Consider the following 23641-nt stretch of genomic DNA (forward strand, 5'->3'; position numbering starts at 1 on the left):
ACGCGACGAGCCCCCGTGATCGTGACGAGCCCCCGGCCCCGTGCCCCGAACGTCCCCCACCCCACCACCGCACCCCACCACCCCCAAGGAGCCGACCCCATGCCCACCGCACCACCGGCCCCCGCCCACACCCCCCGAACGCCACCCTTCTCCCCGTCGCGCACCCTGGCCACCACCGCCCGCGTCCTGCGCCAGCTGCGCCACGACCCCCGCACCCTCGCGCTCCTGCTCCTCGTCCCCTGCGCGCTCCTCACCCTCCTCCGCTACGTCTTCGACGCCCACCCGGCCACCTTCGACAGCACCGGCGCCTCCCTCCTCGGCATCTTCCCGATGATCACGATGTTCCTGGTGACCTCCATCGCCACCCTCCGCGAACGCACCTCGGGCACCCTGGAACGCCTGCTCGCCATGCCCCTCGCCAAGGCCGAGCTGCTCACCGGCTACGCCCTCGCCTTCGGCCTCCTGGCGATCCTCCAGTCCGCCCTGGCCACGGGCCTCGCCGTCTGGGCCCTCGGTCTCGACGTCACCGGCTCACCCTGGCTGCTGCTCCTGGTGGCCGTACTGGACGCGCTCCTGGGCACGGCCATGGGCCTGTTCGTCTCGGCCTTCGCCGCCTCGGAATTCCAGGCCGTCCAGTTCATGCCGGCCGTCCTGATGCCCCAACTGCTCCTCTGCGGCCTCTTCGCCCCGCGCGCCACCATGCAACCGGCGCTGGAAGCCCTCTCCGACGCCCTCCCCATGTCCTACGCGGTGGACGCCATGACCGAGACCCTCACCCACCCCCACATCACCGCCGCCTTCCTCCGCGACATCACCGTCGTGACCCTCTGCGCCCTCCTGGTCCTGGCCCTGGGCGCAGCCACCCTGCGCCGACGCACGAGGTAGCGCACCACAGGCTTCACACGCCCCCACCGCCCCGCCCCACGCCCACCCTCCCGGGCCCCACGGTGCAAGGATGACCACGGCACCCGCCCACCCACCCCGGAAGGTGAACCCGCCCCATGCCCCAAAAGGTCGCCGTCCTCGGCACCGGAAAAATCGGCGAAGCCCTCCTCAGCGGAATGATCCGCGGCGGCTGGGCCCCCTCCGACCTCCTGGTCACCGCCCGCCGCCAGGAACGCGCCGCCCAACTCCGCGAGCGCTACGGCGTCGAGGCGGTCAGCAATGCCGAGGCCGCCAAGTCCGCCGACACCCTGATCCTCACCGTCAAGCCCCAGGACATGGGCGCCCTCCTGACCGAGCTCGCCCCGCACGTCCCCGCCGACCGCCTGGTCATCAGCGGCGCCGCCGGCATCCCCACCGCGTACTTCGAGGAGCGCCTGGCGGCCCGCACCCCCGTCGTACGGGTCATGACGAACACCCCCGCCCTCGTCGACGAGGCCATGTCCGTCATCTCCGCGGGCACCCACGCCACCGCCGAACACCTGGCCCACGCCGAGGAGATCTTCGGCACCGTCGGCAAGACCCTCCGCGTCCCCGAGAGCCAGCAGGACGCCGCCACCGCCCTCTCCGGCTCCGGCCCGGCCTACTTCTTCTTCCTCGTCGAGGCGATGACCGACGCCGGTATCCTCCTCGGCCTGCCCCGGGACAAGGCCCACGACCTGATCGTCCAGGCCGCCATCGGCGCCGCCGTCATGCTCCGCGACAGCGGCGAACACCCCGTCAAACTCCGCGAGAACGTCACCTCGCCCGCCGGCACCACCATCAACGCCATCCGCGAACTCGAAAACCACGGCGTCCGCGCCGCCATGATCTCCGCCCTGGAAGCCGCCCGAGACCGCAGCCGCGAACTGGCCACCGGCAACGGCTGACACCGGCCGCCGCGGACCCCGCTCCCGTACGGGCCTATCCCTACGGGAGCGGGGCCCGACCGCTACCCCAGCAACCCCACGGCCCGATACGCCGCATCCACCCGAGGCCGAGCCATCCCCCGAGCCCGCTCGGCGCCGCCCCGCAACACCGCATCGACATACCCACGGTCCGCGGCCAACTCCGCATGCCGCTCCCGCACCGGCCGCAGCCCCTCCACCACGGCCTCGGCCACATCCTTCTTCAGCGCCCCGTACGACGCATACCCCTCGGCCAGCCGCCCCGGCTCACCGCCCGAGAACGCCGCCAGCACATCCAGCAGATTCGCCACCCCCGGCCGCGCACCCCGCTCGTACACCACGCCACCGTCGCCCCCCTGATCCGTCATGGCGCGCATCACCTTCTTCCGCACCACATCCGGCTCATCCAGCAAATACACCACCCCCGTTTTCCTCCCCTGCCCCGACTTCCCCATCTTCGACGTCGGATCCTGCAAATCCATGACCCGCGCCGCCACCTCCGGATGCGTCGCCCGCGGCACCACGAACGTCTCCCCGTACCGCTGGTTGAACCGCACCGCCAGATCCCGCGTCAGCTCCACATGCTGTGTCTGATCCGCCCCGACCGGCACCTCCTGCGTGCCGTACGCCAGGATGTCCGCCGCCATCAGCGCCGGATACGTCAACAACGACAGCCGCACGCTCTCGCCCCGACGCGCCGCCTCCGCGGTCTTCTCCTTGTACTGGATCATCCGCCGCATCTCGCCGTCGCTGGCCGTGCACTCCATCAGATACGACAGCCGCACATGCTCATCCACCTGGCTCTGCACGAACACCGTGCACCGCTCCGGATCCAGCCCCGCCGCCAGCAGCAGCGTCGCCGCCTGCCGACTCAGCCGCCGCACCCGCGCCGGATCGTGCTCCACGGTCAGCGCATGCAGATCCACCACACAGAACAGCGCATCGCCCCGGTGCTGATCCACCTCGACCCACCGCCGCACGGCCCCCAGGTAGTTCCCCAGCGTCAGATGCCCCGTCGGCTGCACCCCGCTGAAAATCCGGGGCCCCACCGCAGCACCGGCAGTCGTGACGTCCACCATCGATCTCTCCCATAGGTCGTGGGACACCGCCTCACCGGCCGGCTACGCGAGGGAGATACGAGAACGGCCGCCGAAGCGGCGGCCGTGTTCATGCATGCGCAGAAGGAGTGGCCGCCGTCAGGCGGGCCACCACAGCTGTACGAGCGCATGCGCAGTCATGCCCCCCAAAGTACCGCCCGCCCCGCCGCCCCGCACGGATTTGAAGCACCCCACCCTCTCGTGTAGTGTCCTCCGAGTTGCCACGGGCCCATCAAGCCCCAGGCAGCGATCCCGCCGCTTCGCGGCACACCACTACTGCACGGCCCCTCACCGGGATCAATTTCGGCATGCCGAAATTCGGACCGGGACTCGATTATGAGTCACCGAGGAATTCCGCTAAAGTAGTGACCCCGACACGGAATCGGAATCGAATTCGAACCGGCAACGGACGAAATCGGATCTGATACAGTCGGAAAGGCTGAAAAGGCGAAAGCCCGGAAGGCCAACCCGCTCCAACAGGGGGCCGGAGACGGAAACGGATCTGGTAAGGTTGGAAACGCAGAAAGGGCCGAAAGCCCGGACCGCACCGGCGAAAATCGGAGCCGAAAGGATCTGATAGAGTCGGAAACGCAAGACCGAAGGGAAGCGCCCGGAGATCCTGGTGAAACAGGAACAAAGGAAGCGTCCGTTCCTTGAGAACTCAACAGCGTGCCAAAAGTCAACGCCAGATATGTTGATACCCCGTCTCCAGCATCAGCTGGGACGAGGTTCCTTTGAAAGTCCTGCCGACACGATGTGCCGGTAGGCGATACACAGCGAGGACGCTGTGAACGACCGGGCTTATTCCGCCTGGTTGTTCCGCTCAACGCGAGTGTCACCCGATTACGGGTAAACATTCACGGAGAGTTTGATCCTGGCTCAGGACGAACGCTGGCGGCGTGCTTAACACATGCAAGTCGAACGATGAACCTCCTTCGGGAGGGGATTAGTGGCGAACGGGTGAGTAACACGTGGGCAATCTGCCCTTCACTCTGGGACAAGCCCTGGAAACGGGGTCTAATACCGGATACGACACGGGATCGCATGGTCTCCGTGTGGAAAGCTCCGGCGGTGAAGGATGAGCCCGCGGCCTATCAGCTTGTTGGTGGGGTGATGGCCTACCAAGGCGACGACGGGTAGCCGGCCTGAGAGGGCGACCGGCCACACTGGGACTGAGACACGGCCCAGACTCCTACGGGAGGCAGCAGTGGGGAATATTGCACAATGGGCGAAAGCCTGATGCAGCGACGCCGCGTGAGGGATGACGGCCTTCGGGTTGTAAACCTCTTTCAGCAGGGAAGAAGCGAGAGTGACGGTACCTGCAGAAGAAGCGCCGGCTAACTACGTGCCAGCAGCCGCGGTAATACGTAGGGCGCAAGCGTTGTCCGGAATTATTGGGCGTAAAGAGCTCGTAGGCGGCTTGTCGCGTCGGATGTGAAAGCCCGGGGCTTAACCCCGGGTCTGCATTCGATACGGGCAGGCTAGAGTTCGGTAGGGGAGATCGGAATTCCTGGTGTAGCGGTGAAATGCGCAGATATCAGGAGGAACACCGGTGGCGAAGGCGGATCTCTGGGCCGATACTGACGCTGAGGAGCGAAAGCGTGGGGAGCGAACAGGATTAGATACCCTGGTAGTCCACGCCGTAAACGTTGGGAACTAGGTGTGGGCGACATTCCACGTCGTCCGTGCCGCAGCTAACGCATTAAGTTCCCCGCCTGGGGAGTACGGCCGCAAGGCTAAAACTCAAAGGAATTGACGGGGGCCCGCACAAGCAGCGGAGCATGTGGCTTAATTCGACGCAACGCGAAGAACCTTACCAAGGCTTGACATACACCGGAAAGCGCTAGAGATAGTGCCCCCCTTGTGGTCGGTGTACAGGTGGTGCATGGCTGTCGTCAGCTCGTGTCGTGAGATGTTGGGTTAAGTCCCGCAACGAGCGCAACCCTTGTTCTGTGTTGCCAGCATGCCTTTCGGGGTGATGGGGACTCACAGGAGACTGCCGGGGTCAACTCGGAGGAAGGTGGGGACGACGTCAAGTCATCATGCCCCTTATGTCTTGGGCTGCACACGTGCTACAATGGCCGGTACAATGAGCTGCGATACCGCGAGGTGGAGCGAATCTCAAAAAGCCGGTCTCAGTTCGGATTGGGGTCTGCAACTCGACCCCATGAAGTCGGAGTTGCTAGTAATCGCAGATCAGCATTGCTGCGGTGAATACGTTCCCGGGCCTTGTACACACCGCCCGTCACGTCACGAAAGTCGGTAACACCCGAAGCCGGTGGCCCAACCCCTTGTGGGAGGGAATCGTCGAAGGTGGGACTGGCGATTGGGACGAAGTCGTAACAAGGTAGCCGTACCGGAAGGTGCGGCTGGATCACCTCCTTTCTAAGGAGCATCTAGGCGGCCGTAAGGCTGTCCAGAGCCACTACGTCGGCGAATGTTCGACGGTGGTTAGCTCATGGGTGGAACGTTGACTACTCGGCACGGTTGGTGAGAGTTCATTAGTACTGCTTCGGCGTGGAACGTGAGTCTTGAACTGGTCGGGTCGGGCACGCTGTTGGGTATCTGAGGGTGCGGACCGTATGGTCTGAACCTTCGCGATGCCGGCCCCAGTGAACTCAGCCTTCGGGTTGGGGTGGTGGGTGGCTGGTCGTTGCTTGAGAACTGCACAGTGGACGCGAGCATCTGTGGCCAAGTTTTTAAGGGCGCACGGTGGATGCCTTGGCACCAGGAACCGATGAAGGACGTGGGAGGCCGCGATAGGCCCCGGGGAGCTGTCAACCGAGCTTTGATCCGGGGGTGTCCGAATGGGGAAACCCGGCAGTCGTCATGGGCTGTCACCCGCTGCTGAACACATAGGCAGTGTGGAGGGAACGCGGGGAAGTGAAACATCTCAGTACCCGCAGGAAGAGAAAACAACCGTGATTCCGGGAGTAGTGGCGAGCGAAACCGGATGAGGCCAAACCAGTCACGTGTGATACCCGGCAGGGGTTGCGTGGTTGGGGTTGTGGGATCTCTTTTCTACAGTCTGCCGGCTGTGGGACGAGTCAGAAACCGTTGATGTAGGCGAAGGACATGCGAAAGGTCCGGCGTAGAGGGTAAGACCCCCGTAGCTGAAACATCAGCGGCTCGTTTAAGAGACACCCAAGTAGCACGGGGCCCGAGAAATCCCGTGTGAATCTGGCGGGACCACCCGTTAAGCCTAAATATTCCCTGGTGACCGATAGCGGATAGTACCGTGAGGGAATGGTGAAAAGTACCGCGGGAGCGGAGTGAAATAGTACCTGAAACCGTGTGCCTACAAGCCGTGGGAGCGTCGCATGCGTGCTTGCACGTATGTCGTGACTGCGTGCCTTTTGAAGAATGAGCCTGCGAGTTTGCGGTATGTTGCGAGGTTAACCCGTGTGGGGTAGCCGTAGCGAAAGCGAGTCCGAAGAGGGCGTTGAGTAGCGTGCCCAAGACCCGAAGCGGAGTGATCTAGCCATGGGCAGGTTGAAGCGGAGGTAAGACTTCGTGGAGGACCGAACCCACCAGGGTTGAAAACCTGGGGGATGACCTGTGGTTAGGGGTGAAAGGCCAATCAAACTCCGTGATAGCTGGTTCTCCCCGAAATGCATTTAGGTGCAGCGTCGTGTGTTTCTTGCCGGAGGTAGAGCACTGGATAGGCGATGGGCCCTACCGGGTTACTGACCTTAGCCAAACTCCGAATGCCGGTAAGTGAGAGCGCGGCAGTGAGACTGTGGGGGATAAGCTCCATGGTCGAGAGGGAAACAGCCCAGAGCATCGACTAAGGCCCCTAAGCGTGTGCTAAGTGGGAAAGGATGTGGAGTCGCAGAGACAACCAGGAGGTTGGCTTAGAAGCAGCCACCCTTGAAAGAGTGCGTAATAGCTCACTGGTCAAGTGATTCCGCGCCGACAATGTAGCGGGGCTCAAGCACACCGCCGAAGTCGTGTCATTGCGATATTACCCCCAACGGGGATCGTGATGGGTAGGGGAGCGTCGTGTGCCGGGTGAAGCAGCCGCGGAAGCGAGTTGTGGACGGTTCACGAGTGAGAATGCAGGCATGAGTAGCGATACAAGAGTGGGAAACTCTTGCGCCGATTGACTAAGGGTTCCTGGGTCAAGCTGATCTGCCCAGGGTAAGTCGGGACCTAAGGCGAGGCCGACAGGCGTAGTCGATGGACAACCGGTTGATATTCCGGTACCCGCTTTGAAACGCCCAATACTGAGCCCATTAATGCTAAGGCCGTGAAGCCGCCCTGATCTCTTCGGAGTTGAGGGGAGTGGTGGAGCCGCTGACCCAAGGTGGTAGTAGGTAAGTGATGGGGTGACGCAGGAAGGTAGTCCAGCCCGGGCGGTGGTTGTCCCGGGGTAAGGGTGTAGGCCGTGTGGTAGGCAAATCCGTCACACGTTAAGGCTGAGACCTGATGCCGAGCCGATTGTGGTGAAGTGGATGATCCTATGCTGTCGAGAAAAGCCTCTAGCGAGTTTCATGGCGGCCCGTACCCTAAACCGACTCAGGTGGTCAGGTAGAGAATACCGAGGCGTTCGGGTGAACTATGGTTAAGGAACTCGGCAAAATGCCCCCGTAACTTCGGGAGAAGGGGGGCCATTGCTGGTGAGGGGTCTTGCATCCTGAGCTGGTGGTGGCCGCAGAGACCAGCGAGAAGCGACTGTTTACTAAAAACACAGGTCCGTGCGAAGCCGTAAGGCGATGTATACGGACTGACGCCTGCCCGGTGCTGGAACGTTAAGGGGACCGGTTAGTCACATTTCGGTGTGGCGAAGCTGAGAACTTAAGCGCCAGTAAACGGCGGTGGTAACTATAACCATCCTAAGGTAGCGAAATTCCTTGTCGGGTAAGTTCCGACCTGCACGAATGGCGTAACGACTTCTCGACTGTCTCAACCATAGGCCCGGTGAAATTGCATTACGAGTAAAGATGCTCGTTTCGCGCAGCAGGACGGAAAGACCCCGGGACCTTTACTATAGCTTGATATTGGTGTTCGGTTCGGCTTGTGTAGGATAGGTGGGAGACTGTGAAGCATCAACGCCAGTTGGTGTGGAGTCATTGTTGAAATACCACTCTGGTCGTGCTGGATGTCTAACCTGGGTCCGTGATCCGGATCAGGGACAGTGTCTGGTGGGTAGTTTAACTGGGGCGGTTGCCTCCTAAAGGGTAACGGAGGCGCCCAAAGGTTCCCTCAGCCTGGTTGGCAATCAGGTGTTGAGTGTAAGTGCACAAGGGAGCTTGACTGTGAGACTGACGGGTCGAGCAGGTACGAAAGTAGGGACTAGTGATCCGGCGGTGGCTTGTGGAAGCGCCGTCGCTCAACGGATAAAAGGTACCCCGGGGATAACAGGCTGATCTTCCCCAAGAGTCCATATCGACGGGATGGTTTGGCACCTCGATGTCGGCTCGTCGCATCCTGGGGCTGGAGTCGGTCCCAAGGGTTGGGCTGTTCGCCCATTAAAGCGGTACGCGAGCTGGGTTTAGAACGTCGTGAGACAGTTCGGTCCCTATCCGCTGTGCGCGTAGGAGTCTTGAGAAGGGCTGTCCCTAGTACGAGAGGACCGGGACGGACGAACCTCTGGTGTGCCAGTTGTTCTGCCAAGGGCATGGCTGGTTGGCTACGTTCGGAAAGGATAACCGCTGAAAGCATCTAAGCGGGAAGCCTGCTTCGAGATGAGGGCTCCCTCCCACTTGATGGGGTAAGGCTCCCAGTAGACGACTGGGTTGATAGGCCAGATATGGAAGCGCCGTAAGGTGTGGAGTTGACTGGTACTAATAGGCCGAGGGCTTGTCCTCAGTTGCTCGCGTCCACTGTGTAGGTTCTGAAGTAACGACTGTTGAGTCATGCTCCGGTTGGTTAACTTCATAGTGTTTCGGTGGTCATTGCGTTAGGGAAACGCCCGGTTACATTCCGAACCCGGAAGCTAAGCCTTTCAGCGCCGATGGTACTGCAGGGGGGACCCTGTGGGAGAGTAGGACGCCGCCGAACAAATTTTAGATAATGCCTCGTTCCCCGAGTTTCGACTCGGGGAACGAGGCATTTTTGCGTTAAGGAGGAATTTTCGGGTCGGGCGGAGCTGCGGTGTGCTGCGGTGCCAGGCCGCGTGCGTCTCAGGTCAGGAGGGGCAGCGGCTGGTGGGGCCAGCGGGCGCGGGCCTGTTCCTGGGAGCGCATGGTGGCGTGGGTCAGCAGGCCGCGTGTGGGGCCGGTGGCCAGCAGGTCGGGGAGGGCCGGCAGCGGGGCGAGGGCCGCGATGTCGTCCAAAACAAGGGTGAGTGGTGGGTCGAGCCGACCGTCAGATGACCGTTCGGCCATGCGGCGGCCGTGCTCGACCACGTGCGAGAGGAGTGCGGTGAGCAGGGGCATCGCACCCGGGTTGGTACGCGGGTCCTCAAGGGGTTCGCCTACCACGTAGAGCGTTCCCCCCTCGTGGAGGAATGATTCGAGAATGAGGGAATCCGCTCGAGGAGGATTGCAGGCGTCGCGGATGTGGATCGAGGAGAGGGCGGCCAAGGTCCGGCCGATCAACTCCTTGGCCATTTCGCGGCGTTCGGGGTGAGCGGTCAGGGCGGATTCCAGTTCGCCGGCCTGGCCGGCGGAAGCCTTGGGGCTGGTGCGCAGGATGCGTACGGGTTCTTGTGCGGCGCCTGTGGCGTGGGTCCAGCGGTGGAGCTGGCGGAAGGGGCGGCCGTCGATGGCGGCGGCGTGCAGCCAGCAGCGCAGGAGGGTCTGGGCGGCGTCCGCGACGGCCGAGTCCAGGGTGCTCGTGGGGCGTACGGGGGCGAGCAGGGCGGCCGCGCGGGTGGTGGCGGTGGCGATGTCCTCGCAGCCGGTCGTGGGCGACCAGCGCAGCCGGGCGGGGGTGTCGAGGCGGTGTGTGGGGTCGTACGTCAGCAGGGGGCCGAGCTTGGCGCGGGCGTCCTTGGTTTCCGACCAGAGTGCGGGGTCGGTGGTGGCGATGATCAACGGGCCCTCGGCGGCGGTGATGGCGGCGGCTGCGGCGGCGCGGGCGGCCGTGCGGTCCGGGGTGAAGTCGAGCCGGGGGAGGGCGGGTTGGGAGCGCTGGGGTGGCGTCGTCGGGGTCGGTGCGGGCGCCGCGAGGGGGGACGGGGAGTCGACCGAGCCGGACTCGTTCACCCGTTCGAGTGGTTCGGTCGGATTGCGGGGAATCGGGGAATTCGCCGCGGGGGCAGGCCGTTGGGCGGGGTGAAGGTCGTCGGCGGGCGGAGTGGGAGTGCCGGTCGCGGCGGCGGGGGGTTTCTGGAGGGACGTGGGGGGTGACGCAGGTGTGGGGACTGCTGGTGCTGATTCGTCGGGGTGCGGGGTTGCCGGCGCGGGTTCGGGGGCGGGGGCCGCCGTGGTGCGGGTCGAGGCGCGGGCGGCCTGGCGACGGGCAGTGCGTACGGCGCGATAGCGGGTGACGGTGCCCAGGGTGAAGATCGTCAGGACGAGCAGCACCATCAGCTGGCCGATGAACAGGCCCCAGAACAGGCCGTATCCGGAGAGCTGGTTTCTGGGGGCGTCGGGCCAGGCGGCGGCCAGGTCGTGTGGGGCGGCCGCGAGATGGCGCAGGGCGATCGGGGTGCCGGTGTAGGAGACGCCCTGTGGCCAGGCGCCGTGGGCCAGGAGGCCGGCCAGGCCGGTCGCCGTCCACACCAGCACGGTCAGGCCGAGCAGGAAGAGCAGCAGACCGATGAGGAGGGCGTCGGGGATGCCGCGTTCGCGGCCGCGGGCGGATCTGTCGTCGCGGTCGTCCCGGCTGCCGTATCTGCCGCTTCTGTCGTAGCTGTTGCGGCCTCGGTCCGGCTCGTATCCGCGTGTCACGCCACCGTCTCGCTCGACTCGTCGCTCCATTGTCCGTCGCGCAACTGACGCTCCATCGCCATGGCTTCGGCGCGCGCCTCGGCCTCGGCGTCGGCCGCGGCTTCGAGGGCGCGGGCCTCGTCCGTCGGCATGGCGGAGGCCTCGGTCATCGCCCGGTCGGTGTAGACCAGCGGGCGTTCGGCCTCGGTGATGAGGTGTTTGACGACTTGGACGTTGCCGTTGACGTCCCAGACCGCGATGCCGGGGGTGAGGGTCGGGATGATCTCGACCGCCCAGCGGGGCAGGCCGAGGACCTGGCCGGTGGCGCGTGCCTCGTCGGCCTTCTGGGCGTAGATGGTGCGGGTCGAGGCCATCTTGAGGATCGCCGCGGCCTCCTTGGCGGCCGCGCCGTCGACCACATCGCTGAGGTGGTGGACGACGGCCACGAACGACAGGCCGAGCCGGCGGCCGAACTTGAGCAGACGCTGGAAGAGCTGGGCAACGAAGGGGGAGTTGATGATGTGCCAGGCCTCCTCGACCAGGAAGATGCGTTTCTTCCGGTCGGGACGGATCCAGGTGTGCTCCAGCCAGACGCCGACGATGGCCATCAGGATCGGCATGGCGATGGAGTTGCGGTCGATGTGTGAGAGGTCGAAGACGATCAGGGGCGCGTCGAGGTCGATGCCCGCGGTCGTCGGGCCGTCGAACATACCGCGCAGGTCGCCGTCGACCAGCCGGTCCAGCACCAGCGCCACGTCCAGGCCCCAGGCCCGTACATCGTCTATGTCGACGTTCATGGCCTCGGCGGATTCCGCCTGCGGGTGGCGCAGTTGCTCGACGATGTCGGTGAGGACGGGCTGGCGGCGGGAGAGGGGCCTGGTGCCGCGGTCGCCCTCTGCGGCGTCGGCGCCATCGGTGTCGTCGGTCTCGTCGGTGGGGGTGAAATCGCTGAGGACGGCGGCGTGCGCGACCTTGAGGGCGAAGCCGGAGCGTTCGTCCAGGCCGCGTCCCATGGCGACCTCGATGATCGTACGGAGCAGGGCCAGCTGGCCGGTGGTGGTGATGGAGGGGTCGAGCGGGTTGAGGCGGATCCCGCCGTTGAGGGCGGCGGTGGGGTCCAGGCGGATGGGGGTTATGCCCAGCTCCTGGGCGATGAGGTTCCATTCGCCGACGCCGTCCTCGCCCTGGGCGTCCAGGACGACGACCTGCCGGTCGCGGAAGCGCAGTTGGCGCAGGACGTATGTCTTCTCCAGCGCGGACTTGCCGTTGCCGGATTCGCCGAGGACCAGCCAGTGGGGCGCCGGGAGCTGCTGTCCGTACAGCTGGAAGGGGTCGTAGATATAGCCCTTGCCGCTGTAGACCTCGCGGCCGATGATCACGCCGGAGTCGCCGAGCCCGGGGGCGGCCGTGGGCAGATAGACCGCCTGGGCCTGGCCGGTGGAGGTGCGTACGGGCAGCCGTGTCGTCTCCACCTTCCCGAACAGGAAGCTGGTGAATGCGTCGGTGAGGGCACCGAGCGGGTCGAACATGGCCATGACGTACGCGCCTCCCAGCGGCTTAGCGGCGGATCCCGGTCGCGAACGGCAGGGTGTTGACGAACGCCCGGTGGTGCTCGCGGTCGCACCATTCCAGCTTGAGGTAGGACTTGCCGGCGGAGGCGCGGATGGTGCGCTTGTCGCGGGCGAGGGCCTCGGGGGAGCGGGAGGAGACGGTGATGTAGCCGACGAGGTTGACGCCGGCGGCGCCGGAGGCCAGGTCCTCGCCGCGCTGGTCGACGCGGCCGTGGTGGGCGACGTCGCGCGGGTCGACGACGCGGTTCATCTTGGCGGCGCGGCTGGCCTCGGCATCGTCGTTCGTCTTCTCCGTCAGCATCCGCTCGATGGCGATCTCGGTGGGCTCCAGGTCCATGCAGACGGCGACCGTGCGGATCACGTCCGGGGTGTGCACCAGGAGCGGCGCGAGGAAGTTGACGCCCACCGGGGTCAGCGGCCACTCCTTGACCCAGGCGGTGGAATGGCACCAGGGCGCGCGGGTGGTCGACTCGCGGGTCTTGGCCTGGAGATAGGTGGGCTCGGTGGCGTCGAGTTCGGCCGGCCAGGCGTTGCGCTTGCTCATGGCCTGGATGTGGTCGATGGGGTGGTCCGGGTCGTACATGGAGTGCACGAGGGAGGCGAGGCGGCCCTGGCCGAGGGGCTGGCGGACGCGGATGTCGGCCTCCGCCAGGCGGGCGCAGATATCGGTCAGCTCGCGGGCCATGACGACGGCGAGACCGGCGTCGCGGTCCAGCTTCCGGCCGAGGAGGCCGCTGCCGTGGGTGCGGGCGGCGCGCGCCATGGTCTGCGCCTCGACGGCCAGTTCGCGGGTGTAGTGCATGCAGGCGACGAGGTAGGCGCGGTGCTGTTCGGAGGAGGTGGAGACCATCGACTGGAGCTGGTCGTAGGAATCCTGGAGCCAGCGCGGGGAGCTGCGGTCGCCGCGCTGGGCGACGTCCTTGGCGTGGGCGTCGGGGTCGGCCGGGAGCGTGCGGGCCAGCATCTGGAGGCGGGTGACGAAGCCGTCCCCGTTGGCGACGTGCTTGAGGAGCGTTCCGAAGCGGTCGACCAGTGCCTCCTGGTCCTCGCTGTCGCGGAGGCCGACGCCCGGTCCCTCGATCTCGATGGCGGCGGTCACGGTCCGGCGGTCGGCGTGCAGCAGGACGGCGATCTCGTCCGGGCCGAAGGGGGCGGACAGCCAGTTGATCCGGCCGATGCCGGGCGGCGGGCCGATCTCGATCTCCCGGCCGTCGAGCCGGGTGCCGGCCTCGGCGGCGGCGGAGCGGTAGACGGCGCCGCTGCGGACCGTACGGCGATAGCTGCGGTTGATCTCGAACCACTTGTAGAACGTGCGGCCCCGGTACGGGACGTAGACGACGGCGAGGCCGAGCAGCGGGAAGCCGGTGAGGGTGACGATGCGGAGGGGCAGGATGGGCACCAGGAGGCCGCACATCATGCCGAGGAACGCGCCCGCGATGATCAGGGCGATCTCGCCGGTTTCGCGGTTCTTGCCGACGATGGCGTTGGGGCGGGCGCGGCCGATCAGATAGGTGCGCCGGGGCGCGATCGGGTGGGAGTGCGTACTCAACGCCCGTCACCTCCTGCTGTCTTGCCGGTGCGGGCGTTGCCGCTGGGGCCGGGCTTGGGGTTCGTACGGGGGGCGGGGGCGGCGGAGCGGGCGCCGCCGCCGGAGCGGGTGCTGTGCGCGGCGACGCCGCCGGCCACGGCGTCGGCCGGGCGGGACTGGCCGCCGCTGCTCTGGCCGCCCCCGCCTCCGCCGTCGTCGGAGCGGCGGGCGCTGTGGGTCTTGATGCCCTGGGAGACCAGGGCGGCGGGGGAGCTGATGACGGCGGCCGCCTTGCTCTCGGCGCCCTGCATGATGCGGTTGTTGCGGGAGTTGGCGATCTCGTCGCCGAAGCCGGGGACGAAGCGGTAGATCATGGCGCTGGCGAAGATGGCGAGCAGGATGATGGCGAGGCCGGAGACGACGGCGGAGAAGGCGTTGGGGCCCTTGTCGGAGGAGAGCGCGCCGGCGATGCCGAGCACTATCACGATGACCGGTTTGACCATGATCACGGCGATCATGACGCCTGCCCAGCGGCGTACGTGCGTCCACATGTTCTTGTCGACCAGACCGGCGTAGACGACGGTGCCGAGGAGGGCGCCGACGTACAGCAGGGCGGCTCGGACCACGAGCTCCAGCCACAGGATGCCGGCGGCGAGCACGGACACCAGCGAGACGACGATCAGCATGATCGGGCCGCCGCCGATGTCCGTCCCCTTGGTGAGCGCCTGGGAGAACGCGCCGAAGAACGTGTCGGTCTGGGCGCCGGTGCCCTTCGCGATGATCTCGGTGACGGCGTCGGTGGCCGAGACGACGGTATAGAGGATGAGAGGGGTGAAGGCCGAGGCGAGGACGGTCAGCCAGAGGAACCCGATCGCCTCGCTGATCGCCTCCGTCAGCCGCACCCCGCGCACGGCGCGCTTGGCGACGGCGAGCAGCCACAGGACGAGCGTCAGGACGGTGGAGGCGGCGAAGACGACGGCGTACTGGCGCAGGAAGGCGGCGTTGGTGAAGTCGACCTGGGAGGTGGCTTTTACGGCGTCGGAGAGCTTGGTGACGATCCAGGAGGCGGCTTTGGCGCAGCCTTGGGCGAGGGAGGAGAGGGGGTCCAGGGGGTTGTTGTCGAGGGGGTTGGTGGAGGGGAGTTTGGGGGTGGTGGAGCCGGTTTTGTCGCCGGATTGGCAGTAGTCCTTGGCGGGGCCGACGATGAGGTCGCACTTGTCCTTGGGGGACGGATTGGGGCTTGGCGCGGCCAGGACCCGCGTGGCCATCATGAAGGTCGTGGTCTGCACGCCGACGAGCATGGACGCGATCGAGAGGGCGCGCCTCCGCTGGTTACCGCGCATATGTGAACCCTCCGTACTGCTCAACAGCCTTGGCGATTTCGTCCGCGCCGGAAGTTTTGTTGTCACCATTTACTGGGGCGGGGCCGTCCTTCTGGGAGAAGCCCTCGACCTTCCAGTCGCCAGCTGCCCACTTGAGCTGGAGGCGCATGGTGAACCAGTCGGTGGTCACGGGAGTGGTTGACTTCGTTCCGGCTGTGCCGAAGAGCCCTGTGCACCACACCTCGAGGTTTGCCGTGTCGCCCTTGAGTTGTACGAGCTTGGTCCCGACAGGGACGGTGCGCGAGACGTAGGTCATGCCCTGAGCCGCATTGCCGTTCGCGTCGAGACCGAGCCTCTTCAGGAAATCGGGCGAGTACGCGGCGTCGAGCTTCGTCTGCATCTCGTCGACCTTGTCCGGCGCGAAGGCCCTCCGGACGATGGAGTGGCGCACGTCGGGCTTGAGGATGTCGGCGGAAACCAGCGCCACCGCATAATTCGCCGCCGCCGACTGCGCCCCCTGTTCCGACTTGGCGAAGCCCGAGGCGATGGTGCCGTTCTTGCCGGTGACCGGCTTGGTGCCGGTGGGGGTGGTGGGCTGGGTGTGGGGGGAGGCGGGGGAGTCGGAGGAGCCTGAGGGGGTGGTGTCGGTGCGGTTGGCGAAGGCGATGGCTGCGATGAGGAGCACGACGATGCCTACGGCCGTGACGAGGTTGCGGCTGGAGACGCCGGCTCGGGGGCGTCGGCCCGAGCCGTAGCCGTCGCCTCCGCTGTCGGGAAGTCTGGTGCGGGTCTGCCCCGTCTCGGGGCCGCGGTTGTCCCCGTAGCCACCGTCATCGCTGAGACTCATCGCGTCTGTGCCCCCTCTGCCGCCGTCGCCGTCGTGGTGCCGCCCTCATATGACCGTAGCCGCGTGGGCGGCGGCACGGGCGAAGTGATACGAGTACATCTCACGGTGACGGTTCCTCAGGTGCTGGTCGGCAGAGACGAATGGGGCGCTTTAGGGTGATTGCGCCCCTCGTCGTCTCCCTGCCTGCCGTGGTCTTCTTCTCTCCGGAAGCACCTGTCCCCGCGTAGCGCCCCGCCCAATCGGCCCGCTGGTGGCAGGGGTGGCGCAGGAGCGGGCGGCAGGGTGCCGGGCCCGGGTGAGTGGGCGTCAACATGGGGCCTCGGCAGGGGAAGTGGGGCCAGTGGGGGCAAAAGGGGGCACGGGGCGGCGGAGAGGTCGCGGACGGGGGCGCACGGGGGCACCGGGACGGGTGCCTGCCCGGCAGGTGTGTGCCCGGGCAGGGGGCAGCGAGGGCGGCAAGGGTGGCGAGCCGATCCGGTGGCTACGGGCGGGCCGTTGGCCGTGGAGGCTACAGGGCCTCGTGGCCCGTCAGACCGCCATGCCGTAGACGATCGTGAAGAGCGTCCCCAGCGACCCGATGATGAAGACGCCGGTCAGACCGGCCACGGTCAGGCCCTTGCCCTGTTCGGCGCTGAAGGTGTCGCGCAGCGCGGTGGCGCCGATGCGCTGCTTGGCCGCGCCCCAGATCGCGATGCCCAGGCACAGCAGGATCGCGACCGCCATGATCACTTCGACCATCACACGGGCTTCGCTGCCCAGGCTCCCGAACGGCCCCCAGTCCGGGGCGATTCCGCCGATGATGGTGCTGATGTCGCCCTTTTGGCCCGCCAGAACCATGTGTGACATGTGTGCCATGTGTGAACTCACCGCCCTTTATGGGTAGTTGGTTGACCGCCTCGGACGATGCGGTCGGTCTCTATCTTGGCCGACGAAGGCGCGCCGTCAGAAGTCGACTTGGCGGCTTTCTGTGGTGGATGTCGAGACGGATCCCGTGGGGGTGGTGTGCGTGGGCGCTCACACCGTCCACTGAACCCATTAGTCTCACTGTGTGTATCACGGCCGATAACCCCGAGCAATGATCGACGGGGAGGGGCCGGGGGCGCGGCCGCCTCGTTCGTGCCGGGCCGCGGCCGTTGTCTCAGAGGCCGGCGAAGTGGTCGAACTCCCCGGCCTTCACGCCGAGGACGAAGGCGTCCCACTTGGTGCGCGTGGTGGTGACGATGTTCTCGGGGTCGGTGTTGGTGCGCAGGTGCACATTGCCGTCGTCCGCGAAGGCGACCTCGATGTACTCCGGGGCGTCGGGGTCGTCGGTTGCCTTCTGCCAGGTGAGGGACATGGGCGTTCCTTAAAAGGCGTTGTCGGGAAAAGGCGTTGTCGGGAAGAGGCGTTGCCGGGGCGGGTTGTGAGGGGTGAGGGGGTTTTCGGGGCCGGTTGCGCCCGCGCCCGGTCGTCCAGGGGCGGCGCGGGGACGGGGCGCTCGACGTACACCGTGCTCGGCTCCGCCGCCGAGGGGCGAGGACCATGAAGGGTGTACCCACCATGGCATCAGGATAGGTCGCGGCCGGGCCCTATTTCGGTGCGTGGGACACGGCGAAGATCATGACGAGGGCCACCAGGTGGATCGCGAACAGGAAGTAGGCGACGCGCCACCACAGGTGCCGGTTCATCTGCTTCTCGTTGCTGCTGTCCATGGGCCGTCCTGTCTCGGGGGCGTCCCTTGGGGCCGTCCTGTCGCGGAGTGTCCCGTTCAGTGTCGCTTATGCCGGATGGATCACGGAGGCGGGGATCGGGGGGACGGGTGCTGTGTGCGCCCCTGTGCCGCGCGGCCCGGGGGCGGCACCATGGCCGTAATTCGTGCGCAGGTACGGAAACGTGCGGTGAACCCGGCCCGGATGGGGGAGTGTTGAGGGGTGCGGAAATATTGGGTGGCCGGTGGGGTCGGGGTGGGGCTGGTGCTCTGCCTGCTGGGACTGCTGGTGGTGGGGACGTATTCGGCGGCGGCCGGGCTGATGGGGGCCGGCGGGCGGGCCCTGGGGCTGGCCAAGGGGGCCGTGCCGGCCGCGTATCAGTCGTTGGTGCAGAAGTGGGGGGCGCTCTGTCCGGCGCTCAGCCCGGCGTTGCTGGCGGCGCAGCTGTACCAGGAGAGCGGGTGGAACCCGAAGGCGCAGAGTCCGGCCGCCGCACAGGGCATGGCGCAGTTCATTCCGGGGACGTGGGCGACCCATGGGGTGGACGGGAACGGGGACGGCAAGCGGGATGTATGGGATCCGGAGGATGCCATTCCGTCGGCCGCCTCGTACGACTGTGACCTGGCGAAGTATGTGAAGGGCACGCCGGGGGACGCCACGCGCAACATGCTCGCCGCCTACAACGCGGGCGCGTACGCGGTGATTCAGTACAACGGTGTCCCGCCGTACCGCGAGACGCAGAACTATGTGAAGACGATTACGACGCTGGCGAAGAGCTTCGAGGCGCCGACCGGGCCGGTGGCGTCGTCGCAGCAGGCCGCGGCCGCCATCTACTTCGCCCAGAAGAGGCTGGGGACGAAGTACCTGTGGGGCGGGGACGGGACGGCGGATCAGGGCGGGCGGTTCGACTGTTCCGGGCTGACCAAGGCCGCGTACCACTCCGTGGGGATCGAGCTGCCGCGGGTGGCCAACGACCAGTGGAATGCCGGACCGCATCCGAGCAGGGATCAACTGCTGCCGGGGGACCTGGTGTTCTTCGCGTACGACCTGAAGGATCCGCGGACGATTCACCACGTGGGGATCTATGTGGGCGGCGGGTACATGATCAATGCGCCGTACACCGGGGCGGTGATCCGGTTCGACAAGATCGATACGCCGGACTACATCGGGGCGACCCGCGTCACCTCCGATGGCGCGAAAGCGCTGCCGAGTTCGGGCACTGCCTGACCATGGTGCACAGCGGGCCCGGGAGCGGCGCGCGGCGCGCCGCCGGCCGGGCCCGGGGACCGCGCCCTGAACTGCGGTGATGAGTCAAGCTTCGATAACGTCCTGGTGATCATCCGGTACCGGGTGGAACGCCGGAGGGGGGCGCCGCGTTCCCCTTGCGTGGGGACGTATGGACGTATCCGGGCCGGCGGACGGCACCGCACCGGCAGCGGGGCACGGCACACGCTCGACGAACACGGGGGCCGGCAGCACACACAGGCGCTCGCGGGCGCGCGAAAGGTAAGGGGTCGCGGCAGATGGCTGGACTCGCACTGGAGGGGCCGAACCCCGATGTCGACGTGCTCGACGGCATCAACGGCCTCGCGAAGGACGCCCCCCACTGGGTCAACAAAGCCATGGAGTACGTCGGCGAGTACGGCATCATCGCCGGGCTCGCCGTGCTGTGTCTGATCGCGTGGTGGGGCGCCCGGCGCAGGTCCGATGCGCCCGTCGCCATCGCCGGTCTGGTCTGGGCGCCGCTGGCCGCCGGGATCGCGCTGCTGGCCAACATCCCCATCCGGGCCTTCGTCGAGCGGCCGCGGCCGTTCAAGGACCATGCCGGGCTGGACGTGCTGATCCAGGGCAAGAGCGACTACTCGTTCGTCAGCGACCATGCGACGTTGACGATGGCGGTGGGCGTCGGCCTGTTCATCGCCAGCCGGAAGTACGGGCTCATCGGGATCGCGCTGGCGCTGGCGGAGGGCTTCTGCCGGGTGTACATGGGTGTGCACTACCCGACCGATGTGGTGGGCGGGTTCGCGCTGGGCACGGCCGTGGCGCTGCTGCTCGCACCGCTCGCCCAGGCGCTGCTGGTACCGCTGATGACGGCGGTCGGGCGGTCGCCGGTCGGCGGGATCGCCTGGCTGGTACGGGCGCCGGGCGGCCCGGTCGCGCAGGCCGGTGCGCGGCGGGATGCGCGTACGGGGTACGACGGCGAGGGCGCCGAGGGCGGGCGGCGGGCCGCCGGGGCTCCGGGGGGCCAGGACGACGACCGGACACCGGGGCGGCAGCGGGGCCGCGCCCGCGACAAGGACCTGGCGGCCTGACGGGCGCGCCGACGACGGCCTGACGGGCCGTGACGGCCCACCGGCCCCCAGCACGGCAATTCGGCCCGGCTCCTCCATCAGGAGCCGGGCCGATGCACGTCAGGAGCCGGTCCGTTGCCGTCTCCGTGTCCGTCAGGGCGCCTGCGGGAACGCGGAACGCCCCCTCAGAGCGCCCGCAGGAACGTTCCTCTCAAAGCGCCTGCGGGAAGGTGCTGAACAGCCGCTGCGGGTCGTAGGTGTGCTTGACCTGCGCGAGGCGGTCGGCCGCGGGCCCGTAGTAGGCGGACTTCCAGTCGGTGAGCGCCGGGTCGGTGTAGTTCTGATAGGCGGCGCCGGAGGAATGGCGGCGCATGGCGGAGTGGAAGGAATTCAGCCAGGCGACACGGGAGGACGACGAGCCGTTGGCCGGCCAGGACGTCAAGTACTGGGCGAGGAAGCGCGATCCGCGGTGGACGAACGCGGTGTCGGTGCGGCCGACGCGGTTGACCGCGCCGCCCAGCGCCGTCAGGGCGACGTTTCCGGCCACGCCCTTGCGGCCGCCGCTCTCTATCTGGGACATCAGGGTCTGGATACCGGCCGCGGACAGCGAACGGTCGAAGAAGTGCGAGCGGGCGGCATAGGTCTCGCGGCCCAGCTGGCCGGCGCCGGTCTGACCGGGCAGCGAACCGGGGGTGTGGCACTGCGCGGACGACTTGGACGAGCAGCCGGCGTACGCCTCCATCGCGTCCAGGTAGCCGATGGGCGTGATGTGGACGGTGGAGGCGGGGCCGGGGCCGCCGGGCTGGTCGGCGAGCTTGTCGACGGCGTTGTGCAGATCGCCCTTCGTCCCGAGGGAGAAGACGGCGACGGAGACGCCCGGGGTGCCGCCGGGCCGGGCGTCGAGATGGCAGGACGACCAGATCTCGTCGGCCTGCACCGGGCCCCAGTTCTGCCAGGAGGCCAGCACCTTCGCCGCCTTGGACCACGGCCAGGTCATATACGCCATGACGGCGCGCGGTGCGGGATGCGTACGGAAGCGCAGTTCGGTGACCACGCCGAAGTTGCCGTTGCCCGCGCCGCGCAGCGCCCAGAAGAGGTCGGAATGCTGGGACTTGTCGCAGTCGACGGTCTTGCCGTCGGCCGTGACGAGGGTGGCGCCCACGAGGCTGTCGCAGGTCAGGCCGTATGCGCGGGAGACCACGCCATGGCCGCCGCCGAGGGTGAGGCCGGATATGCCGACGGTGGGGCACGAGCCGCCGGGTATCGTCACGCCGCGTGCGGCCAGGCCCTGGTAGACGTCGATGAGCTTGGCGCCGGCGCCGATGCGGGTGACGCCGCCGGAGGGGGCGCCGACCTTCGAGAGGGCGGAGACGTCGACGATCAGCCGGCCGTTGCCGCTGGACCAGCCGGCGTAGGAGTGGCCGCCGCTGCGGATGGCGACCGGGGTGTCGTAACGCCGGGCGAAGGCCAGGCATTCGGCGATATCGGCCGGGTGCTGGACGTAGGCGATGGCCGACGGCTTGAGGTCGTCGTAGCGGGTGTTGTAGAGGCGGCGGGCCTTGGCGTACGCGGCGTCCGAGGCCCGTATCAGCTTGCCGTCGAGGCTTTTGCCGAGGGCCGTCCAGGAGGACGCGGTGGCCCGGCTGTCGACGGCGCCCGCACCGGCGGCCGAGGCGGTCCGGGCCCCGTCGGCGCCGACCGCGCCCGTGCTGGCCGACGCCGCGCCCGTTTTGGTGTCGCATCCGGTGGCCCAGGCGACCGACGTCGCCGCCAGGGTGCCGCCCGCCTGTAGGAGTGTGCGCCGGTTCACTGGGATGTCCCCCTCGATTCGTACGGTCCGGCCCCGCCCGTCGGCTGCCGGCCGGTGGTCGGTGACGGGGCGCGCAGGAAGGGGAAGCGGGCATCGGGCGGCGGGCGCATGGCCGGGGCGCCCGGCCGGTGCGGAGATCCGAAGGACACGGCCGGTGTGGACCGTCATGTCCGGAAACGACGCATACCCTTCGGCCTTCGACGTCTGACGACATCCGCTGTGACCGTAAAGTCCGCTACCGCTCGCTGCTCTTGCTTCCCTCTTACCCAGATGCCGTACAGGCGTGGGGGGTTCCCGGTGAGGACGGGCTCATTCCGGGGAGCGTTTCGCGTCACTCTCGGACGTCGTCCGATGCCGCTCCGCATCCGTACGCGCCTGGGAGCGGGCGCGGCGGGCCGGCCCCCGCCAGCCGCAGTCGCAGCGGGCGTGAGCGAAGGAACCACGCTCGGTGGTGGAGGTCGTGTGCGGAGCTCGGTCGGGCACCCGGCCACGCTACGCGCCCGGAGGGGGTCTGCGTGACGAGCCCCCGGTATTGGTCGTTGAACGGAGCGGTCGGCACAGGCCGTCCCGAACGCAGCGGCCGAGGGGGCTCGTACGCGATGGTGGTGCAGGACAGGCGAGGCGGTGCGGTCACCCTGGCCGTGGCGTGCGGGACGGGTCTGGCCGTGGGGCTGCTGGCGACGGGCTGTTCCCCCGACGGCGCCGCCGCCGAGGACCAGGCGCCGCCCGGCCGGGGTGCCGCCGTCTCCGAGGTCCAGCGCAGCGCCGATGCCCTGGTGCGGGCCGGCACCGCCCGGGTCCGTACGGCGATGGAGACGGCCAGCGGCGGCACCCGCGTCGCCATCCGCGGCACCGGGATCTACGACTTCCGTACGGCCGGCGGACGGCTGCGCGTCGTCCTGCCCGATCCGGCGGGCAAGCCCCGCGAGGGCCATCAGCCGATCACCGAGATCCTGGCGCCCGGCGCGCTGTACATGAAGAACCGCGGGGCCGGGGTGCCGGCCGACAAATGGGTACGGGTGGCCACCGCCTCGCTCGACGACGGGAACCTGGTCACCGGCGGCGTGACCGATCCGCTGACCGCCGCCGAACTCCTGCGGGGCGCACGGAAGGTGACCTACCGCGGGGCGGGGCGGCTCGGCGGGGCCAGGGTGCGGCACTACCGCGGCACGACGGACATCAGGACGGCCGCGCGGGCGGCCTCGCCGCGCAGCAGGCCGGCGCTGGTCGCGGCGGAGAAAGGGTTCACCACCGATATGGTGCCGTTCGATGCGTATCTGGACGACGCCGGGCGGGTGCGCAAGGTGCGCGAGCGGTTCCAGTTCGCCAACGGTGCGCCGCAGGGGGCGTTGGTGACCTCCACCACGGAGCTGTCGGGCTTCGGGGTGAAGGCGAGGAGGGTGGCGCTGCCGGAGCGGAGCGCGATCTACGCCGGGCGGATCGCTTCTGCTACGCCGTAGAGCGGCCGGGCCGGGGTGTCCGCCCGGGGCGCCTGCCGGGTGGCGGAAATGGTCCATCCGTGCCATGCGCGGAGCGTGCGGCCGTCCCTACGCTGGGCGGTAACCACCACAGGCGTGGCACGGCGCTCGGAGGAGGAGGTGTTGTGCGTGGCCCCGCACCGCCATCCGACGGTTCAGGATCCCGTGGCCCTCGTCGAGATCGACCTCACCGCAGAGCTGATGATCGCGGCCGCGGCCGCCCCGGAGGAGCGGCTCAGCCCGGACCGTATCGACGAGGTGCTGGACGTGGAAGGGGGCGACGACGGGGCGGACGGCGACGACGGCGCGCCCCTGGCCCCGCCGTGCGCGGGGCCGGCCGGACGCGGCCCGTGCCTGGCCTAG

At 67.7% G+C, this 23641-nt stretch carries 16 protein-coding genes and 3 rRNA genes; 9 read left to right on the forward strand and 10 right to left on the reverse strand.

All coding sequences use genetic code 11. The annotated features are described in order from the left end of the window. Nucleotides 1-99 precede the first annotated feature (99 nt). Nucleotides 100-885, forward strand: a complete 786-nt coding sequence (locus B1H19_RS23810; protein WP_083106816.1) for an ABC transporter permease — start codon at nt 100-102, stop codon at nt 883-885. Between the two features lie 116 nt (nt 886-1001). Then, on the forward strand, nt 1002-1811 hold the full coding sequence (gene proC / locus B1H19_RS23815; protein WP_083106817.1) for a pyrroline-5-carboxylate reductase: 810 nt from the start codon (nt 1002-1004) through the stop codon (nt 1809-1811). 62 nt (nt 1812-1873) lie between these two features. On the opposite strand, the gene trpS is transcribed toward proC, so the two are convergent. After that, nucleotides 1874-2908 carry a tryptophan--tRNA ligase gene (trpS, locus tag B1H19_RS23820; protein WP_083106818.1) on the reverse strand — a complete coding sequence of 345 codons (1035 nt, stop codon included), beginning with the start codon at nt 2906-2908 and terminating at the stop codon, nt 1874-1876. Between the two features lie 874 nt (nt 2909-3782). On the opposite strand from trpS, the gene B1H19_RS23830 reads away from it, so the two are divergent. The 3 genes from B1H19_RS23830 (at nt 3783) to rrf (ending at nt 8929) form a co-directional block, all read left to right on the forward strand. Continuing rightward, a 16S ribosomal RNA gene (locus B1H19_RS23830) occupies nt 3783-5311 on the forward strand. A gap of 304 nt (nt 5312-5615) precedes the next feature. Then, nucleotides 5616-8736 (forward strand): 23S ribosomal RNA (locus B1H19_RS23835). Between the two features lie 76 nt (nt 8737-8812). Continuing rightward, nucleotides 8813-8929: ribosomal RNA gene (rrf, locus tag B1H19_RS23840) — 5S ribosomal RNA — on the forward strand. The 16S, 23S and 5S rRNA genes sit together here, the layout of an rRNA operon. A gap of 122 nt (nt 8930-9051) precedes the next feature. On the opposite strand, the gene B1H19_RS23845 is transcribed toward rrf, so the two are convergent. The 8 genes from B1H19_RS23845 to B1H19_RS40375 form a co-directional block, all read right to left on the reverse strand. Continuing rightward, nucleotides 9052-10764: a type VI secretion protein gene (locus B1H19_RS23845; protein ID WP_418361463.1), complete on the reverse strand. Its 1713-nt coding sequence runs from the start codon at nt 10762-10764 to the stop codon at nt 9052-9054. Beyond that, nucleotides 10761-12272 carry an ATP-binding protein gene (locus tag B1H19_RS23850; RefSeq protein ID WP_083109831.1) on the reverse strand — a complete coding sequence of 504 codons (1512 nt, stop codon included), beginning with the start codon at nt 12270-12272 and terminating at the stop codon, nt 10761-10763. Before B1H19_RS23850 ends, B1H19_RS23845 begins: the two co-directional genes overlap by 4 nt. Before the next feature lie 28 nt (nt 12273-12300). After that, nucleotides 12301-13863 (reverse strand): SCO6880 family protein, encoded by a 1563-nt coding sequence (locus B1H19_RS23855; protein ID WP_083106820.1) that lies wholly within the window; start codon nt 13861-13863, stop codon nt 12301-12303. After that, nucleotides 13860-15185, reverse strand: coding sequence for a hypothetical protein (locus B1H19_RS23860; protein WP_083106821.1), 1326 nt, complete (start codon nt 15183-15185; stop codon nt 13860-13862). The genes B1H19_RS23855 and B1H19_RS23860 overlap by 4 nt, the downstream gene beginning before the upstream one ends. Then, the gene (locus B1H19_RS23865; RefSeq protein ID WP_083106822.1) at nt 15175-16011 is read right to left on the reverse strand and encodes a DUF8175 domain-containg protein; all 837 of its coding nucleotides are present in this window, start codon (nt 16009-16011) and stop codon (nt 15175-15177) included. The genes B1H19_RS23860 and B1H19_RS23865 overlap by 11 nt, the downstream gene beginning before the upstream one ends. 528 nt (nt 16012-16539) lie before the next feature. Next, a complete protein-coding gene (locus B1H19_RS23870) occupies nt 16540-16848 on the reverse strand; it encodes a hypothetical protein (RefSeq protein WP_083109832.1) in 309 nt (102 codons plus the stop codon). Between the two features lie 301 nt (nt 16849-17149). Next, nucleotides 17150-17347, reverse strand: a complete 198-nt coding sequence (locus tag B1H19_RS23875) for a DUF397 domain-containing protein (protein WP_083106823.1) — start codon at nt 17345-17347, stop codon at nt 17150-17152. A gap of 232 nt (nt 17348-17579) precedes the next feature. After that, nucleotides 17580-17702, reverse strand: coding sequence for a hypothetical protein (locus B1H19_RS40375; RefSeq protein WP_257789451.1), 123 nt, complete (start codon nt 17700-17702; stop codon nt 17580-17582). Between the two features lie 219 nt (nt 17703-17921). Here B1H19_RS40375 and B1H19_RS23880 point away from each other — a divergent pair, with 219 nt between their 5' ends. Both B1H19_RS23880 and B1H19_RS23885 read left to right on the forward strand, forming a co-directional pair. After that, entirely contained in the window at nt 17922-18926 is a 1005-nt protein-coding gene (locus B1H19_RS23880) for a C40 family peptidase (RefSeq protein WP_083106824.1), read from the forward strand. A 296-nt stretch (nt 18927-19222) separates the two neighbouring features. Continuing rightward, a complete protein-coding gene (locus tag B1H19_RS23885; RefSeq protein ID WP_083106825.1) occupies nt 19223-20011 on the forward strand; it encodes a phosphatase PAP2 family protein in 789 nt (262 codons plus the stop codon). A gap of 190 nt (nt 20012-20201) precedes the next feature. On the opposite strand, the gene B1H19_RS23890 is transcribed toward B1H19_RS23885, so the two are convergent. Continuing rightward, the gene (locus B1H19_RS23890; RefSeq protein WP_083106826.1) at nt 20202-21800 is read right to left on the reverse strand and encodes an FAD-binding oxidoreductase; all 1599 of its coding nucleotides are present in this window, start codon (nt 21798-21800) and stop codon (nt 20202-20204) included. Nucleotides 21801-22399: 599 nt separating this feature from the next. Between B1H19_RS23890 and B1H19_RS23895 the strand changes: the two genes are divergently transcribed. Beyond that, a complete protein-coding gene (locus tag B1H19_RS23895) occupies nt 22400-23260 on the forward strand; it encodes an SCO4651 family lipoprotein (RefSeq protein ID WP_083106827.1) in 861 nt (286 codons plus the stop codon). 138 nt (nt 23261-23398) lie between these two features. Then, nucleotides 23399-23641 (forward strand): hypothetical protein, encoded by a 243-nt coding sequence (locus B1H19_RS23900; protein ID WP_237289870.1) that lies wholly within the window; start codon nt 23399-23401, stop codon nt 23639-23641.

The sequence above is a fragment of the Streptomyces gilvosporeus genome, from assembly GCF_002082195.1.
Taxonomy (GTDB): Bacteria; Actinomycetota; Actinomycetes; order Streptomycetales; family Streptomycetaceae; genus Streptomyces; species Streptomyces gilvosporeus.

Bases quoted from the DNA above. Each gene is read 5' to 3' on its own strand.
- B1H19_RS23810 (WP_083106816.1), top strand. From the start codon at position 100: ATGCCCACCGCACCACCGGCCCCCGCCCACACCCCCCGAACGCCACCC.
- proC (WP_083106817.1), top strand. From the start codon at position 1,002: ATGCCCCAAAAGGTCGCCGTCCTCGGCACCGGAAAAATCGGCGAAGCC.
- trpS (WP_083106818.1), bottom strand. From the start codon at position 2,908: ATGGTGGACGTCACGACTGCCGGTGCTGCGGTGGGGCCCCGGATTTTC.
- B1H19_RS23850 (WP_083109831.1), bottom strand. From the start codon at position 12,272: ATGTTCGACCCGCTCGGTGCCCTCACCGACGCATTCACCAGCTTCCTG.
- B1H19_RS23860 (WP_083106821.1), bottom strand. From the start codon at position 15,185: ATGCGCGGTAACCAGCGGAGGCGCGCCCTCTCGATCGCGTCCATGCTC.
- B1H19_RS23865 (WP_083106822.1), bottom strand. From the start codon at position 16,011: ATGAGTCTCAGCGATGACGGTGGCTACGGGGACAACCGCGGCCCCGAG.
- B1H19_RS23870 (WP_083109832.1), bottom strand. From the start codon at position 16,848: ATGGTTCTGGCGGGCCAAAAGGGCGACATCAGCACCATCATCGGCGGA.
- B1H19_RS23875 (WP_083106823.1), bottom strand. From the start codon at position 17,347: ATGTCCCTCACCTGGCAGAAGGCAACCGACGACCCCGACGCCCCGGAG.
- B1H19_RS40375 (WP_257789451.1), bottom strand. From the start codon at position 17,702: ATGGACAGCAGCAACGAGAAGCAGATGAACCGGCACCTGTGGTGGCGC.
- B1H19_RS23885 (WP_083106825.1), top strand. From the start codon at position 19,223: ATGGCTGGACTCGCACTGGAGGGGCCGAACCCCGATGTCGACGTGCTC.
- B1H19_RS23895 (WP_083106827.1), top strand. From the start codon at position 22,400: ATGGTGGTGCAGGACAGGCGAGGCGGTGCGGTCACCCTGGCCGTGGCG.